We start from the raw sequence: 15467 nt of genomic DNA on the forward strand, positions 1-15467 counted from the left end.
CGGCCGGCCCGCACACACCGCCGGGGTGCGTGCGGACCGGCCGTTCCCACGGTCCCGCGGACCGTCAGTCGTTGGCCACGACGGGGTAGCGCGGCGTGCCCTCCGCCATCTGCCGCAGCGCGTCCTTGCGGTCGCGCTTGGAGAGGCGGTCGATGTAGAGATAGCCGTAGAGGTGGTCCGTCTCGTGCTGGAGACAGCGCGCGAAGTAGCCCGTGCCCTGGATCGCGACCGGGTTGCCCTTCATGTCCACGCCGCGCACGACCGCGTAGTCGGGGCGGGCCAGCTCCGCGTAGGCGGTCGGGACCGACAGGCAGCCCTCGTTGGAGTCGTCGAGCACCCGGCGGTCGGCCGGCAGCTCGTCCAGGACCGGGTTGCAGATGTGGCCCACGTGCCGGACGCCCTCGTCGTCCATGCAGTCGTAGACGAACACCTTGAGATCGACGCCGATCTGATTGGCCGCCAGGCCGACGCCCTCAGCCGTGCGCTGGCTGGCGAACATGTCGTCGACCAGCTGGGCCAGCTTCTCGTCGAACTCCGTCACGTCCTTGCACTCCCGGTGCAGGACCGGGTTGCCGTGGACGGTGATCGGCCGGGAGGTGCCGCGCTCGCGGTGCGCCGCCTCGCCGCTCCTCGCAGTCCTCGGTGTCCACGATGAACTCGTCGTTCACCGACTGGTCGGTGTCTTGCTGCGCCATGACCGCCGTAAGCCTCTCTCACAACCCGAATGCCGTATCGTCCCTGGATCCGCACGGGCCTTCCCAGGACCTTTCCAGGGTAAGGGGACGCCGCGGGGGCGCTCAGCAGACCTCTTCCAGATCGCGCCACTCACGGGTGTCGGGGCTGTCCGCGACCCAGCCGTCCAGCAGACCGCGCACCAGACCCGCGGGCGCGGCGATGCCGCACTCGCGCTCGGGCACCCAGAGCAGCCCGGAGCCGGCCGTGCGGTGGCCGAGCGGGCCGGGATGGCCGGGCTCGCTGTGGTCGTGCGGGTCCAGGTGCTCGCCGTCGCCCTCCGTCGCTGGGCATCCGGCTCTCCGAGCACGTGCGGCACAGCAGCCGCACCGAGGACGACCAGTCCTCGGCGGCGAACCCCGCGTCCGCGGCCAGCCGCTCCAGGGCGTCCCGGTCGGCCTCGGTGGCGGCCTCCAGGAGGACGACCCAGGTCGGCACCGGGGGACGGGGCCCACAGCTCGATCTCGTCGAAGACCGGGTAGGACGGCCCCGGCGGCGGTCACCCGCTCGCCGTGCGGGACGCCGTCGTGCAGCACGACCTCGCCCCAGCGCCGGCCGGACGAGGGCAGCGGGATGGACAGCACCTCCATGCGCGCCGGGTCCAGTCTGCGGCCCCAGACCACCTCGGCCTCGCCCTCCGGCGAGAGCCGCACGGCCGCGCTGCCCAGCTCCCATGCCGGCCGGCCTCACCGGCCGGCCCGCCCTCGGCGGGCACCCGCAGCCCGTACGCCTGCCAGGCCCGCTCGGGCCAGCGGCCAGTCCTGGAGCGCGGTGGCGGCGATGCCCACGTTCCACCAGTCGGGCGCGCCCGCCTCGCGGTCCAGCAGCGCCACCGCCCGCAGCCCCGCGGCGCGGGCCTGCTCCCAGTCGTGCCGGAACTTGTGCAGCAGTGCGAGGTTGAACCACGACTCGGACAGCCACGGCTCCATGTCGGCGGCGCGCGTCAGCAGCGCGCCGGCGTCCTCGTACCGGCCGTCGCCGATGAGAGTGAAGGCACGGTCGGTGGCCTGCCGCCACGAAGGGGAAGGCCGGTGCCGCACCCTGCCGAAGATCCTCACGATGTCCGCCTGCTGGTTTCTCGACGTTCCGCGTGCACCCACGCCGGATGGCCCAGGTGGTCGGCGCCGTCCTCCCTGACGGCGGCCCGCCACTCCTTGCTCACGACCCCGCCCGTGAGCCGGGTCGTCTCCTCGGGGAGCCGAGCCCACCACGACCTGACGTCCGCGACAGCGCTCATGACACCCCCCGGTTCCCGCGTTCTCGCCATGTACTTCGTCGCTCTTCTTCTCTTCGCATCCAACCATGCCCCGTCGGACGCCCGCTCATTACCCGTGGGTTAGCCGTGCTACTCCGGCCGCCGCCGGGCGCCTCACGCCTGCGCCTGCCCCGGCGCGTCCCGCGCGAGCACCCGCGCGAGCGCCGCGACCACCCGGGGCTCGTGGTCGTGGCTCCCCGCGGAGACCGCCCGGCGCAGCAGCTCCAGCGCGGCCGCCGGGCCGTGGCCCGCCCCGCACGCCAGGTCCTCGTAGGCGTTGACCGTGCGCACCACGCGGGCGGCGAGCGGCTGCTCCCGGTACGGGTCGGCCTGGCGCTCCACCGCGGCCGCGACCTCGGCGGCGTCCGCCCCCTCCAGCGGGGCGAGCCGGGCCACGGCCCCGCCCAGCCGGGCGAGGCGCCGCCGCTCCTCGGGGGGCAGCGGCTCGGTGGCCCCGGCGGGCACCGGGTCGACGAGCGAAAGCTGGCCCACGTCGTGCATCAGCGCCGCGTACTCGACGACGCTGAGGCCGGACTCCGTCATCCCGAGCTCCCGGCCGACGGCACGGCTGAGCTCGGCTACGCGCCGTGCGTGACCGGCGGGTGTGCATCCGGCGAGCTCCGTCGCCCGGGCCAGCGAGGCGGCGGTCCGTCCGCACGTGCTCCGGGCGGCCTCGCGACGCCGGGCGGACAGCTGGACGACCAGCAGCGGCAGGCAGCACAGGGGCAGGACCCACAGCCCGGCGACGGCCGGCGCGAGCGCGGCGGTGACGCCGGTCGCGCAGACCGCGGGGCCGACGCCGGGCAGGGCACGCAGCTCGGTCCGGAGCGCCGCCGTGTAGCGGCCGCCGGCCCGGGAGCGGGCGAGGGCGGCGGCCAGCGCGGCGTCGGAGACGGCGGTGAGGGCGAGCAGGAGCAGCAGCGACAGTACGTAGTAGGGGCACGGCCCGGCGCGGTGCAGCGGCTGGAAGCAGAGGGCGGCCAGGGCGGTGCCCGCCATGCGGCGCGCGAGCCGGTCGGGCGCGGGCGGGCGGCCCGCGGCGCCGGCCAGGGTGGCGCCGAGCACCACGGCGACCACCTGCGGCACGCCGTGGGTGGCCGGAACGCCGCCGACGTCGCCGAGGAGGGCGTAGGCGAGCGATCCGGCGGCGCCGACGGGGGCGGACTCGCGGGCGTCGCCGGGCGCGCCCGGCCGGTACCGCACGGCCTCGCCGACGGCGATCAGTACGCCGTAGGCCACGGCGACGCCCGGCTGCGCGACGCCGTGCCGGGCGGTCCAGCCCAGTGCCAGCAGGGCGCCGGCGGCCGCGGCGAGGTGGACGGCGCGGGCGAGGTTCACCGCTCGCCGCCCGGGAGGGACGCGGGCAGGGCGGGGTCCGGGCGTCCGCCGGGACCGTGATCAGGAGGGACGTTTCCGCAGTCCGGAACTGCGGTTTCCCGCATGCCGTCCACCGTCTGCCAGCCCTCTCGCCCGATCGCCCGCACGAGCGCCGCGACCATGCGCGGGTCGAAGTGGGAACCGGCGCAGCGACGCAGCTCCGCGAGGGCGACCGGAACCGGGCGGGCGCGGCTGTAGGTGCGGGTGGAGGTCATCGCGTCGAACGCGTCCGCGACGGCCACGATCCGCGCCGCCTCCGGGATCTGATGACCCGTCAGTCCGTACGGATAGCCGGTGCCGTCCATGCGCTCGTGGTGGTGGAGGATCGCCTCCCGCGCCTCGCCGGGGAAGCCGATGCCGCGCACCAGCTCGTGCCCGTACTCGGGATGACGCTGGACGATGCGCCGCTCCTCGGCGGTCAGCGGGCCGGCCTTGCGCAACAGCCTTGTGGGGACGCCGAGTTTGCCGAGGTCGTGCAGGACGCCGGCGACGCGCAGCGCCTCCAGCCGCTCGCCGCCCACGCCCAGTTCGCGGCCGATCAACACCGCGGCCCGCCCGACGCGTTCGCCGTGGCCGCACGTGTAGTGGTCCTTGAGGTCCACCGCCCGCACCAGCGCGTGGACCGCGGCCCGGCGGTCGGCGCGGTCGCGGCGGAGGCGGTCCAGCAGCCGGGGGGAGAGGGTGACGGGAAGCAGGACGAGCAGGGCGGCCGGCGGACCGTAGACGCTGTCCCACAGGACGGCCGCGAGCAGCGCGGTGGTGCCGTGGAGCAGCGCCGGCGCCAGGGCGGCGGGCCACGGACCGGGCCGGACGCCGCGCACCCCGGCGTCGAGGACGGCGACGACCGCGGCCAGGGCCAGGGCCGCGGCGAGCGCGGCGGGCAGGGCCCCCGGCGTTCCGGCCGGCAGCACCCGGCGGGCGGCGGCGAAGACGCCGGCGGCACAGGCCGCGGCGAGGGAGTAGAGCGCGGCGTGCCACAGCCGGCGCAGCCAGGCCGGCCCCCCGGGGGCGCTGCCGCCGGGCGGGCCGGCGAGGGCGCCGGGGACCGCGGCCAGCCCGGCGGCGGCCGGCGGCAGGAGGAGGGCACCGGTCAGCAGCACCGGCAGCATCGGGGAGCGGTGGGGCAGCCGTTCGCCGGCGACGAGTACGGCGGCCAGCAGGGCCACGGCCGCCCAGTCGACGGTCCGGCCGGCCCACAGGGCGGGTGCGTCGCACACGGCCGCCGCGGCCACGGCGCACGCGATCCAGCCGCGCGCGGCCGCCGGAACTGGCTTCATGACATGTCCTCCCCATCCTGACGCGCTGTCGGGATGGGGAGAATAGGGTGGCGGACGGCCCGCGTCGGCCGCATCCGCCCGAACCGCCGTCCGTTCGGGTGACGTTCGGGCGGAGACCGTTTTGATCCACGCCGCAGTGATCCGCGAAGGAGCCGGCCGGGGTCAGTCCTGGGAGGCGCCCCGTGCCTCGGCGCCCGCGGTGCGCTCGGCGACGGCCTCGGCCACCACGTCCTGCTCGGGGACGGGCTGGCCGGTGCGGATGAGCTCGATCCGGCCCATCACCTTGGAGCGCAGGTCGGCGGGGACGTCGTCGTGTCCGCAGCAGCGCTTGACGAGCTTCTTGACCGCCTGCTCCAGACCGTAGGTCTCCAGGCACGGCGAGCACTCGTCGATGTGCACCTCGAACTTGGCGCACTCGCCGTCCGGCATCTCGCGGTCGAGGTACTCGTAGAGGTGGTCGAGGACTTCGGAGCAGTCCGTCTCGTGCGGGTCACCGCAGCTCATGAGTCCGAGCCCTTCCGATTGTGCGACGCGGCGGAACCGTTCGGCGCGGCGGCCCCGGCCGGGACCAGACCGCGCTCACGGGCGTAGTCCTCCAGCAGGCCGCGGAGCTGTCGCCGGCCCCGGTGGAGACGGGACATCACCGTGCCGATGGGGGTACCCATGATGTCCGCGATCTCCTTGTAGGCAAACCCCTCGACGTCCGCGAGGTAGACCGCTATCCGGAATTCCTCGGGAATGGCCTGAAGGGCCTCCTTGACATCGGAGTCGGGCAGATGGTCCAGCGCCTGCGACTCGGCGGACCGCAATCCCTGGGACATGTGCGACTCGGCACGCGCCAGCTGCCAGTCCTCGATCTCCTCGGACGCGCTGCGCAGCGGCTCACGCTGCTTCTTGCGGTACGAGTTGATGAAGGTGTTGGTCAGGATGCGGTAGAGCCACGCCTTGAGGTTCGTGCCGTCACGGAACTGGTGGAAGGACGCGTACGCCTTGGCGTACGTCTCCTGGACCAGGTCCTCCGCGTCCGCCGGATTGCGGGTCATCCGCAGGGCGGCCGAGTACATCTGGTCGAGGAAGGTCAGCGCGTCGCGCTCGAAGCGCGCGTTGCGCTCCGCCGTGCTCTCCGCGTGCTGGTTCTCCACGTGCTGGGCGGGAGGGAGCCCCTCGCCGTTCGACCCCGCGTCGGTGCCTGCGACCGGACCCACCTCCTCCAGAACCTTGGCCGGGTCCTTCCCGGACCCGCTCGTTTCGGAGAATAGACGACGATCGGCCAGGCCCGCCGCTCCAGCCGCGGCCGCCCGGCCCGTACCCATGGCCAGCAGGCCCCGGTCGGCCGTGTTCGGGCGGGACAGGCATGCGATCGAACCCATTGCGCGGGTCTCCCGTTCCTTTGTCATGTGCCGGTGCGTTGTCGTACGAGTACGAGAACAGCGGCGGGCCCCCGCGCATTCCCGGTCAGGGCAGGTCGGCGAGCCAGTCCCCCACCGCCCCGGTGATCAGGGCCGATACGTCCTCCTGGGTGACGCCCGCGGACTTCGCCACCGCGAAGCCGTGGTCGGCGCCCGGCACCGCCACCGGATCCGTGCCCGGGGGGAACTCCTCGGGCCGCCCGAACGGATCCCGCGCGCCCTGGACGACGAGCGTCGGGACGCCCGCGCCGAGCAGCTCCGCGGCCCTGGACCTCTCCGCCTTCCCCGGCGGATGCAGGGGAAAACTCAGCGCGAGGACACCCACCGCACCCAGCTCCGCGGCCGTCCGGCAGGCGACCCGCGCCCCGGCGCTGCGCCCGCCGGCCACCACGGGCACGCCGGGCGCGGCGAGTTCGGGCCAGAGGGCGCGCCATGCCTTGTCCAGCGTCGCGGGCGCGGGGGCCACTTTCTTTCCGGCGACGCGCCAGGGCTGTTCGACGAGGGCCACGGTCACGCCGCGCCCGGGCAGGGCGGCGGCCAGCGCCACGAGGTCGCGGGCCTCGACGCCGCCGCCGGCGCCGTGCCCGAGGGCGAGGACGAGGCGGGGCCGCGCGGCGGGGTGCCAGTGGATGCGGGCGTCACCGGCGGGGGTCGGTACGGTCTGCGTGCTCACGGGCCCATCCTGCCGGGCGCCGCCGGTCAGAAGAGCGTCGCCTCCTCCGGCGCCGCCAGCTCCGTCAGCAGTTCGGGCCCGTTGTTGCGGACGTCGCTGACCGCCGTCGGCACGGGGTGGGCCCGGACCAGGCCGGGCGGCGGCGGGGCGAGCAGCGCGCGCAGCTCCTCCGGATCGGTGCGGGCCGGGTCGAGCCAGTCCGCCCACCGGTCGGGGGTGAGGAGGAGCGGCATCCGGGGGTGGATGTCCGCCAGCGAGCGCGGGCCGCCCTCGGCCCCGCCGTCCGATGCCCCGCCCTCCGGTGACCCGCCGCCCGCGAAGGGCTCCGCTTCGGCCTCGGTCGTGATCACCGAGCAGGTCGCCCACCAGGCCTGCGGGTGGTCTTCGGGCAGCGTCCGGTCGCGCCAGAACTCGTAGAGTCCGGCCATGGCCATCACCGAGCCGTCGGCCGGTGTGACGAACCAGGGCTGCTTCCGGGGGCGCTTCTTGCGGCCCTGGACCTCCAGTTCGCGCTCCTGCGCGCCGGTGACCCACTCGAAGTAGCCGTCCGCCGGCAGCAGACAGCGCCGGGCGGCGAAGGCCCGGCGGTAGGACGGCTTCTCGTGCACCGTCTCCGCCCGGGCGTTGATCATCCGGGCGGCGCCGTCCGGCGACGTGGCCCAGGGTGGCACCAACCCCCAGCGCAGGGTGCGCAGTTGACGGACCGGGCGCGGGTCGCCGGATCCCTTGAGGGGACGTTCGAGGATCGCGTGGACGCTCTTGGTCGGTGCCACGTTCCAGTCGGGCGCCAGGGTCTCCGCGGGCTCCCACACCTTGACGTCGAAGAGCCCGACCAGGTCCTCCGGCCTCCGGCTCGCCGCGTACCGCCCGCACATGTCCGACCGCCCCTCGGTTCACCCTCGCGCTGACCATGGTGCCCCATCCGCCCCACCCGTCCATGCCCCCTTGCCTTTTTCGTGGCCTCCGCGCCCCCGGCCCGGGGAACCACCGTCGAGTTCCGGCCGTCCCTCTGCACGGACCACGCTGCGCGAGGAACGCGCGAGGAACGTAGGAGGAGCGGCACCGCCATGGACAGCACCAGCACCGCCGGACTGTGGGACCGGCTGGCCGGTTCCCAGGCCGGGCCCTCCCTGTGGACCGTGGTGGTGACCGGCCTGATCGCCCTCGCCGCCGTCGCCCCGCCGCGGGTCTGGCGCGTGACGCGCAACGCCGTCACCATCGCCCACGAGGGCGGGCACGCCCTGGTGGCGCTGCTCAGCGGGCGGACCCTGAGCGGCATCCGGCTGCACTCGGACACCTCCGGGCTGACCGTCTCGCGCGGCAGGCCGACCGGGATCGGCATGGTCCTGACCGCCGCGGCCGGCTACCCGGCCCCCTCGCTGCTGGGCCTCGCCGGGGCGTGGGCGCTGTCCACCGGGCATGTCACGGCGCTGCTCTGGGGCGCGACGGCGCTGCTCGCGGCGATGCTGGTGATGATCCGCAACGCCTGGGGCGTGCTGACCGTGGTGGTCTCGGGCGGCGCCTTCGCCCTGGTCTCGTGGCTGGCGGGCGCCGAGCTGCGGGCCGCGTTCGCGTACGGGGTGGTGTGGTTCCTGCTGCTGGGCGGCGTGCGGCCGGCCTTCGAGCTGCAGCGCAAGCGCCGGCACGGCCGGGCGTCGGACTCGGACGCCGATCAGCTGGGGCGGCTGACCGGCGTCGCGCCCGCGCTGTGGCTGCTGCTGTTCCATCTCGTCTCGCTGGTCTCCCTGGTGGCCGGCGGGCGCTGGCTGCTCGGGGCGGCCTGACCCGCGGCGACGAGGCGCTACGGGCCCGTTCGGGTCCGGCAGGGAGCCCGTTCACCGCGGCCGGGGAGGCCGTAAGGTAAGGGCATGACCCAGAGCCCCGCGCACACCGACCTCTGGCCCGCTCCGACCGCGACCGGGGCCGTTGACGCGACCGTCACCGTGCCCGGCTCGAAGTCGGTCACCAACCGCGGCCTCGTCCTCGCCGCACTGGCCGCCGAGCCGGGCTGGCTGCGCCGCCCGCTGCGTTCCCGCGACACCCTGCTGATGGCCGAGGCGCTGCGCGCCATGGGCGTCGGCATCGAGGAGACCGTCTCCTCCAGCTCCGAGGGCGGCCCCGACGGCACCGGCGAGGCCTGGCGCGTGATCCCCGCCCAGCTGCACGGCCCGGCCACGGTCGACGTCGGCAACGCCGGCACGGTCATGCGCTTCCTGCCGCCGGTGGCCGCGCTGTCCGACGGCCCGGTCCGCTTCGACGGCGACCCTCGCAGCTACGAGCGCCCGCTGCACGGCGTCATCGACGCCCTGCGCGCCCTGGGCGCCCGCATCGACGACAACGACCGCGGCGCGCTGCCGCTGACCGTGCACGGCGCCGGGGCCCTGGAGGGCGGCCCGGTGGAGATCGACGCGTCCTCGTCCTCCCAGTTCGTCAGCGCGCTGCTGCTCTCCGGCGCCCGCTTCAACCAGGGCGTCGAGGTCCGCCACGTCGGCTCCGCGCTGCCCTCGTTGCCGCACATCCGCATGACGGTGGACATGCTGCGCGCCGCCGGCGCCCAGGTGGACACCCCCGAGGCGGGCGGCGAGCCCGACGTCTGGCGGGTCTCCCCCAGCGCCCTGCTCGGCCGCGATCTGGTCGTGGAGCCCGACCTGTCCAACGCCGCGCCGTTCCTGGCGGCCGCCCTGGTCACCGGCGGCCGGGTCACCATCCCCGACTGGCCCGAGCACACCACGCAGCCCGGCGACGCGCTGCGCGAGATCTTCACCGCCATGGGCGGCACCTGCGAACTGACCGACGCGGGGCTGACGTTCACCGGCACCGGCCGGATCACCGGCCTCGACGCGGACCTGCACGAGGTCGGCGAGCTGACCCCGGTCATCGCCGCCGTGGCCGCGCTCGCGGACTCCGAGTCCGAGCTGCGCGGCATCGCCCACCTCCGCCTGCACGAGACGGACCGCCTCGCCGCGCTCGCCAAGGAGATCAACGAGCTCGGCGGCGACGTCACCGAGACCGCCGACGGCCTGCGCATCCGCCCGCGCCCGCTGCACGGCGGCGTCTTCCACACCTACGAGGACCACCGGCTGGCCACCGCCGCCGCGGTCCTCGGCCTCGCGGTTCCGGGCGTCCAGGTGGAGAACGTGGCGACCACCGCCAAGACCCTGCCCGACTTCCCGGCACTGTGGAACGGAATGCTCGGATCCGTCGCGGGGGCGACGACGGCGCCGAGAGCCTGAGAGACCCGGGAACACCCATGCGCCGCTACGGCAAGCACACCGACGAGGACGACGTCCGCGTCCGCCCCAACCGCAAGGGCAACCGGCCGCGGACGAGCATCCGCCCCAAGCACGAGGACGCCGCCGAGGGCTTCGTCCTCACCGTCGACCGCGGCCGGCTGACCGTCCTCCTCGAGGGCCACGCCGTCACGGCCATGAAGGCCCGTGAACTGGGCCGCAAGAGCGCGGTGGTCGGCGACCGGGTCGCGGTCGTCGGCGACCTCAGCGGAAAGAAGGACACCCTGGCCCGGATCGTCCGGGTCGAGGAGCGCCGCTCGGTGCTGCGCAGGACCGCCGACGACACCGACCCGTTCGAGCGCGTCGTGGTCGCCAACGCCGACCAGCTCGCCATCGTCACCGCGCTCGCCGACCCGGAGCCGCGGCCCCGGCTGATCGACCGCTGCCTGGTCGCGGCGTACGACGCCGGGCTCGAACCGCTGCTGGTCCTGACGAAGTCGGACCTGGCCCCGGCCGAGAAGCTGATGGAGTCCTACGGGTCGCTGGGCGTGCCCTACGTGGTCACCAACCGCGAGGAGCTGGCCGAGGGCGCCGCGGCCGACCGGGTCCGGGAGCGGCTGACCGGCCGGATCACCGCCTTCGTCGGGCACTCCGGCGTCGGCAAGACGACCCTGGTCAACTCGCTCGTCGAGCGGCAGCGGGCCACCGGCCACGTCAACGCGGTCACCGGCCGCGGCCGGCACACCACGACGTCGGCGCTGGCCCTCCCGCTGCCGGACGGCTCGGGCTGGGTCATCGACACCCCGGGCGTCCGGTCGTTCGGGCTCCACCACGTCGACCCGTCCCGGGTCATCCACGCCTTCCCCGACCTGGAGCCGGGCACCGAGGGCTGCCCGCGCGCGTGCAGCCACGACGAGCCGGACTGCGCGCTGGACGCCTGGGTGGCGGAGGGGCACGCCGATCCGCAACGGCTCTTCTCGCTGCGCAGGCTTCTGGCCACCCGGGAGCGGCGCGAAGGCGACTGATCGCCTACGTTTGCGAATGACCGCCAGCGGCAAGTGCACCAAGCAACCGGGACGCGTGGGGCGGTCTACGACACGGGAGGCAATCTGATGGCGTGGCTGCTGGTCGTGGTCGCCGGACTTCTGGAAACGGGCTTCGCCGTCTGTCTCAAACTCTCGCACGGCTTCACCCGGTTGTGGCCGACGATCGCCTTCGCGTGCTTCGCCCTCGGCAGCTTCGGGCTGCTGACGCTCTCCCTCAAGAAGCTGGACGTCGGGCCGGCGTACGCGGTGTGGACGGGGATCGGCGCGGCGGGCACCGCGATCTACGGCATGGTCTTCCTGGACGACCTGGTCTCCACCCTCAAGCTGGTCTCGATCGCCTTCGTGATCCTCGGCGTCATCGGACTCCAGCTCTCCGGCTCGGCGCACTGAAGCGCGGACCCGCTCTCAGGAGCGCTCGGGAGCGTCCAGCAGCGCCCGCACGACGCGGGCGACCTGCCCCGCCGCCTCCACGTCGGAGGCGGCGGGGGCGACCACGTACGACAGGGTCACCCGCACGGCTGTCTCGCAGGCCCGCCGTATCGCCTCCGGGTCCGCCGCGCCCGGCCCCGCCGTCCTCCCGACGGCCTCGGCCGCACTGTCGCGGATGCGCTCCACCAGCGCGGCGGGCACCGGGGCGCCCCGCGCCGCGGAGGGCGGCGGCGGGGTGCGCGGCGCGGGCACGGCCGGGGCCGCCTGGGCGGGCAGCCGTTCGCCGCGGCAGCCGGTGAGGGCGGCGCGCACCAGCGGGTTGGCCCGCGCGGCGCGCAGCGTCCACACGGCGGCGGCCGCGCAGCAGTCCCCGGCGTCCGCGTCGCCCCGTTCGGCGACGTCCGCCAGCGACCGGTCCACGCCGGCCAGGAAGGACTCCGCCTCGCGCCGCACCAGCGCGCGGGCCAGGCCGTCCTTGCTGCCGAACTCGTTGTACAGCGTCTGCCGGGACACCCCGGCGGCGGCCGCCACGTCGACCATTCGGACCCCGTGCCAGGGCCGGGTGCCGAGGGCCGTGAAGGCCGCGTCCAGCAGGAGCTCTCGTGCCGCGGGCATCGTCGCCTCCCGGGCCTAGGGCGTGTCCGATGGGACAGCACAGGCCCCGCGACGCCTGGCACGGCACCTCGCTGCGTTGTCGCATCACCCGAGTACGCCCAGTACGCGGGCGATGCTCCGCCTTGCGATGCACCGCACCGGACGCCGCAGGGCCCGCACTGACCCATCGGACACGCCCTTGCGGCCGCACGACGGTTGTGGCCACAGAATTGACGCACCACCAGACGGTGTCAAGAGCCCGGGAGGACCGATCGCGGGTAGTGTTCCGGTTATGTCCGACTACCACGATGATCTGCGCCTGGCCCACGTCCTGGCGGACGCCGCCGACGCGGCGACCATGGATCGGTTCAAGGCCCTCGACCTCAAGGTCGAGACCAAACCGGACATGACCCCGGTGAGCGAGGCCGACAAGGCCGCGGAGGAACTGATCCGCGGCCAGTTGCAGCGGGCCCGCCCGCGGGACGCCGTCCTCGGCGAGGAGTTCGGCAGCGAGGGCCTGGGGCCCCGCCGCTGGGTGATCGACCCGATCGACGGCACCAAGAACTATGTGCGCGGCGTCCCGGTGTGGGCGACGCTCATCTCCCTGATGGTCCAGGTCGAGCACGCGGGCCGGGCCGAGTTCGAGCCGGTGGTGGGGCTGGTCTCCGCCCCGGCGCTGGGCCGCCGCTGGTGGGCGGCGAAGGGCTCGGGCGCGTACACCGGCCGCAGCCTCTCGTCCGCGAGCCGCCTGGGCGTCTCGAAGGTCGAGCGGATGGCGGACGCGTCGTTCGCCTACTCCTCGCTCTCGGGCTGGGAGGAGCGCGGGATGCTGCCGGGCTTCCTGGACCTGACCCGGGACTGCTGGCGCACCCGCGGCTACGGAGATTTCTGGCCGTACATGATGGTCGCCGAGGGCACGGTGGACATCTGCGCCGAGCCGGAGCTGTCGCTGTGGGACATGGCGGCGAACGTCGTCATCGTCGAGGAGGCGGGCGGCCGCTTCACCGGTCTGGACGGCCGTCCGGGCCCGCACAGCGGGAACGCGGCGGCGTCCAACGGCCTGCTCCACGACGAGCTCCTGGGCTATCTGCGCCCGAGCCGCCCCTGATCGGCCGCCCCTGATCGGCCGCCCTTGACCGGCCGTTCCTGAACGGCCGGAGAGGCCGGAGCCCATTGGCGTCCGGCCTCTCCGGTTTCTTACGGCAAGCGCCCCTAGCCGCGCAGGGCCTGGACCGCGGCCTCCAGCCGCTTGCCGTAGTCCTCGTCCGCCTTGCGGAAGTTGTCGATCGCGCGCTCGGCGATGTCGTCGCGCGACACCTTGGCGATGAAGCCGGCGAGGTTGGCGATCAGGCGCTCCTTCTCCGCCTCCGACATCAGGCGGTAGAGGTTGCCCGCCTGGACGAAGTCGTTGTCCTCGGCGTGCGAGGGGGCCACGTGGTCGCCCGTCACGCCGGAGACGGCGGACGCCTGCCACAGCGGGCGGTCCGTCTGGACCGGGCCGCCGAAGCTGTTCGGCTCGTAGTTCTTCGAGCGGCCGTGCCGGCCGTCGTAGAGGTAGCCGTCGCGGCCGTAGCTGCGGGCCTCGGTGGCGTGCGGACGGTTCACCGGCAGGTGGTCGGCGTTGATGCCGACGCGGTAGCGGTGGGCGTCGGCGTAGGCGAAGAGCCGGCCCTGGAGCATCTTGTCGGGGGACGGGCCGATGCCGGGCACGAAGTGGGCCGGCGAGAAGATCGACTGCTCGACCTCGGCGAAGATGTTCTCCGGGTTGCGGTTGAGCTCCAGCTTGCCGAACTCGATCGGCGGGTAGTCCTCGTGCGGCCACACCTTGGTGAGGTCGAACGGGTTGAAGCGGTAGTTCGCCGCGTCCTCGACCGGCATGATCTGCACCTGCACGGTCCAGGTCGGGAACTCGCCGCGCTCGATGGCCTCGCGCAGGTCGCGCTGGTGGCTGTCCGGGTCCTCGCCGGCGAGCTTGTTGGCCTCGTCCGCGGTGAGGTTCTCGATGCCCTGGTCGGTCTTGAAGTGGTACTTGACCCAGAAGGCCTGGCCGGCCTCGTTGCTCCACTGGAAGGTGTGCGAGCCGTAGCCGTTCATGTGGCGGTACGAGGCGGGGATGCCGCGGTCGCCGAACAGCCAGGTCACCTGGTGGGTGGCCTCCGGGCTCAGGCCCCAGAAGTCCCAGACGTTGTCCGCCTCCTGCGAGCCGGTGTACGGGTCGCGCTTCTGGGTGTGGATGAAGTCCGGGAACTTGATGGCGTCCTTGATGAAGAACACCGGGGTGTTGTTGCCGACGAGGTCGTAGTTGCCCTCCTCGGTGTAGAACTTCAGCGAGAAGCCGCGGGGGTCACGGACCGCGTCCGGGGCGCCGAGGTTGCCGGCGACGGTCGAGAAGCGCAGGAAGACCTCGGTCTCCTTGCCGATCTCGGCCAGGAACTTCGCCCGGGTGTACTTCGTGACGTCCGCGGTCACGGTGAAGGTGCCGTAGGCGCCGGCGCCGCGGGCGTGCACCACGCGCTCCGGGATGCGCTCACGGTTGAAGTGCGCGAGCTTCTCCAGCAGCAGCTGGTCCTGGACCAGGACGGGGCCGCCGATGCCCGCGGTCTCACTGTTCTGGTTGTCCGCGACCGGAGCTCCGGACTCCGTGGTCAGCGGGCCCGTCGTCTTGGCCTCGTCCTGAACCGACACGTACGCCTCCGTCATTTCCATCGTCTCGCCCTGCCACGCCAGGCACTCGGCCTTGGCAGGAACAGAAACCGATCCTACATTGGACTTTGTCTAAGTCAAGATGCAGCGCACGGAAGAATCTCCTCCATTGATGGACAAAAGGCGCTGCTAGGCTGGTGCTATCTGACTGATGGGTGAATGGCATGAGTGACCTGCTGGACCGACTCCGCGGACGCGGCTGGCGGCTGACCGCGCAGCGGCGCGTCGTCGCCGAGGTGCTCGACGGGGATCATGTGCACTACACCGCCGACGAGGTGCACGCGAAGGCGGCCGAACTGCTGCCGGAGATCTCCCGGGCGACCGTCTACAACACCCTCGGGGAGATGGTCTCGCTGGGCGAGGTGCTGGAGGTGAGCACCGACGGCCGCGCCAAGCGCTACGACCCCAACGCCCACCACGCGCACCAGCACCTCGTGTGCTCGCGGTGCGGCACCATCCGCGACGTGCACCCCGCGGGGGACCTGCTCGCCGGCCTCCCGCCGGAGGAGCGCTTCGGCTTCCAGCTCTCGGCGGTCGAGGTGACCTACCGCGGCCTGTGCCCCGGCTGCGCCGCGGCCTGAAACCGGAGCGGGAATGCGGAAGGCCCGGATCCTGAGGATCCGGGCCTTCCGATCAGTAGCGGGGACAGGATTTGAACCTGCGACCTCTGGGTTATGAGCCCAGCGAGCTACCGAGCTGCTCCACCCCGCGTCGATGGGCCAACTGTAACCCGGTTACGGCG

General features: G+C 73.8%; 15 protein-coding genes, 1 tRNA gene and 2 pseudogenes. 6 read left to right on the forward strand and 12 right to left on the reverse strand.

Going from position 1 to position 15467, the window contains the following annotated elements; genetic code table 11:
• Positions 1-64: 64 nt before the first annotated feature.
• From def to ABD794_RS08035, 9 genes and pseudogenes are all read right to left on the reverse strand, one after another.
• A pseudogene (def, locus tag ABD794_RS07995) lies at positions 65-695 on the reverse strand (peptide deformylase).
• 102 nt (positions 696-797) lie between these two features.
• Positions 798-1790 (reverse strand): annotated as a pseudogene (locus ABD794_RS08000) (tetratricopeptide repeat protein).
• On the reverse strand, positions 1787-1969 hold the full coding sequence (locus tag ABD794_RS08005) for a hypothetical protein (RefSeq protein ID WP_344961895.1): 183 nt from the start codon (positions 1967-1969) through the stop codon (positions 1787-1789). Before ABD794_RS08005 ends, ABD794_RS08000 begins: the two are co-directional and overlap by 4 nt.
• A 132-nt stretch (positions 1970-2101) precedes the next feature.
• Positions 2102-3325 (reverse strand): HD-GYP domain-containing protein, encoded by a 1224-nt coding sequence (locus ABD794_RS08010; protein ID WP_344961897.1) that lies wholly within the window; start codon positions 3323-3325, stop codon positions 2102-2104.
• Positions 3322-4641 carry an HD-GYP domain-containing protein gene (locus tag ABD794_RS08015; protein ID WP_344961899.1) on the reverse strand — a complete coding sequence of 440 codons (1320 nt, stop codon included), beginning with the start codon at positions 4639-4641 and terminating at the stop codon, positions 3322-3324. Before ABD794_RS08015 ends, ABD794_RS08010 begins: the two co-directional genes overlap by 4 nt.
• A gap of 162 nt (positions 4642-4803) precedes the next feature.
• Entirely contained in the window at positions 4804-5145 is a 342-nt protein-coding gene (rsrA, locus tag ABD794_RS08020; RefSeq protein WP_344961901.1) for a mycothiol system anti-sigma-R factor, read from the reverse strand.
• On the reverse strand, positions 5142-5846 hold the full coding sequence (locus ABD794_RS08025; RefSeq protein ID WP_425585957.1) for a sigma-70 family RNA polymerase sigma factor: 705 nt from the start codon (positions 5844-5846) through the stop codon (positions 5142-5144). The genes rsrA and ABD794_RS08025 overlap by 4 nt, the downstream gene beginning before the upstream one ends.
• Positions 5847-6096: 250 nt before the next feature.
• Positions 6097-6723 (reverse strand): alpha/beta hydrolase family protein, encoded by a 627-nt coding sequence (locus ABD794_RS08030; RefSeq protein WP_344961905.1) that lies wholly within the window; start codon positions 6721-6723, stop codon positions 6097-6099.
• A gap of 26 nt (positions 6724-6749) precedes the next feature.
• Positions 6750-7598, reverse strand: coding sequence for an SOS response-associated peptidase (locus tag ABD794_RS08035; protein WP_344961907.1), 849 nt, complete (start codon positions 7596-7598; stop codon positions 6750-6752).
• 192 nt (positions 7599-7790) lie between these two features.
• On the opposite strand from ABD794_RS08035, the gene ABD794_RS08040 reads away from it, so the two are divergent.
• The 4 genes from ABD794_RS08040 (at position 7791) to ABD794_RS08055 (ending at position 11389) form a co-directional block, all read left to right on the forward strand.
• Positions 7791-8507, forward strand: a complete 717-nt coding sequence (locus ABD794_RS08040) for a M50 family metallopeptidase (protein WP_344961909.1) — start codon at positions 7791-7793, stop codon at positions 8505-8507.
• Positions 8508-8591: 84 nt separating this feature from the next.
• Positions 8592-9956 (forward strand): 3-phosphoshikimate 1-carboxyvinyltransferase, encoded by a 1365-nt coding sequence (gene aroA / locus ABD794_RS08045; protein ID WP_344961910.1) that lies wholly within the window; start codon positions 8592-8594, stop codon positions 9954-9956.
• Between the two features lie 17 nt (positions 9957-9973).
• Positions 9974-10978: a ribosome small subunit-dependent GTPase A gene (rsgA, locus tag ABD794_RS08050; RefSeq protein ID WP_344961912.1), complete on the forward strand. Its 1005-nt coding sequence runs from the start codon at positions 9974-9976 to the stop codon at positions 10976-10978.
• A gap of 87 nt (positions 10979-11065) precedes the next feature.
• Positions 11066-11389 (forward strand): DMT family transporter, encoded by a 324-nt coding sequence (locus tag ABD794_RS08055; protein ID WP_344961940.1) that lies wholly within the window; start codon positions 11066-11068, stop codon positions 11387-11389.
• A 15-nt stretch (positions 11390-11404) separates the two neighbouring features.
• On the opposite strand, the gene ABD794_RS08060 is transcribed toward ABD794_RS08055, so the two are convergent.
• Entirely contained in the window at positions 11405-12043 is a 639-nt protein-coding gene (locus ABD794_RS08060; protein WP_344961915.1) for a TetR/AcrR family transcriptional regulator, read from the reverse strand.
• Positions 12044-12314: 271 nt separating this feature from the next.
• Between ABD794_RS08060 and hisN the strand changes: the two genes are divergently transcribed.
• Positions 12315-13130: a histidinol-phosphatase gene (gene hisN, locus ABD794_RS08065; RefSeq protein ID WP_344961917.1), complete on the forward strand. Its 816-nt coding sequence runs from the start codon at positions 12315-12317 to the stop codon at positions 13128-13130.
• A gap of 104 nt (positions 13131-13234) precedes the next feature.
• On the opposite strand, the gene ABD794_RS08070 is transcribed toward hisN, so the two are convergent.
• Positions 13235-14707 carry a catalase gene (locus ABD794_RS08070; RefSeq protein WP_344961920.1) on the reverse strand — a complete coding sequence of 491 codons (1473 nt, stop codon included), beginning with the start codon at positions 14705-14707 and terminating at the stop codon, positions 13235-13237.
• Positions 14708-14889: 182 nt separating this feature from the next.
• On the opposite strand from ABD794_RS08070, the gene ABD794_RS08075 reads away from it, so the two are divergent.
• Positions 14890-15306: a Fur family transcriptional regulator gene (locus ABD794_RS08075; RefSeq protein WP_344961922.1), complete on the forward strand. Its 417-nt coding sequence runs from the start codon at positions 14890-14892 to the stop codon at positions 15304-15306.
• Positions 15307-15362: 56 nt separating this feature from the next.
• Here the strand turns inward: ABD794_RS08075 and ABD794_RS08080 are convergent.
• A tRNA-Met gene (locus ABD794_RS08080) sits at positions 15363-15436 on the reverse strand.
• Between the last annotated feature and the right edge of the window lie 31 nt (positions 15437-15467).

It is taken from the genome of Streptomyces thioluteus (assembly GCF_039535865.1).